Source organism: Pseudomonas sp. C8002, from assembly GCF_013385765.1.
Lineage (GTDB): Bacteria > Pseudomonadota > Gammaproteobacteria > Pseudomonadales > Pseudomonadaceae > Aquipseudomonas.
Map to the genome: position 1 here is coordinate 37,382 of NZ_JACAPJ010000024.1, position 254 is coordinate 37,635.

The window sequence follows — 254 nt, forward strand, 5'->3', positions numbered from 1 at the left end:
GATCAAGATCAAGATCAAAAGCACGGCGGCCTGAGAGCCGACCTGAGTGTTAAAAGCCAGATCAAAAGCCAGAGCGAAAACAGATCTGCTTTTCTGTGGGAGCGGGCTTGCTCGCGAAAAACCTGAGAGCGCCGCGTTGAATCAGGATGCCCACGTCATCGTTAACGACCTTCGCGAGCAAGCCCGCTCCCACATTTGGACCGTGCCCGCTTTAGCTTTTGATTTGGCTTCTAAACACTCAAGCCGGCCGGGAG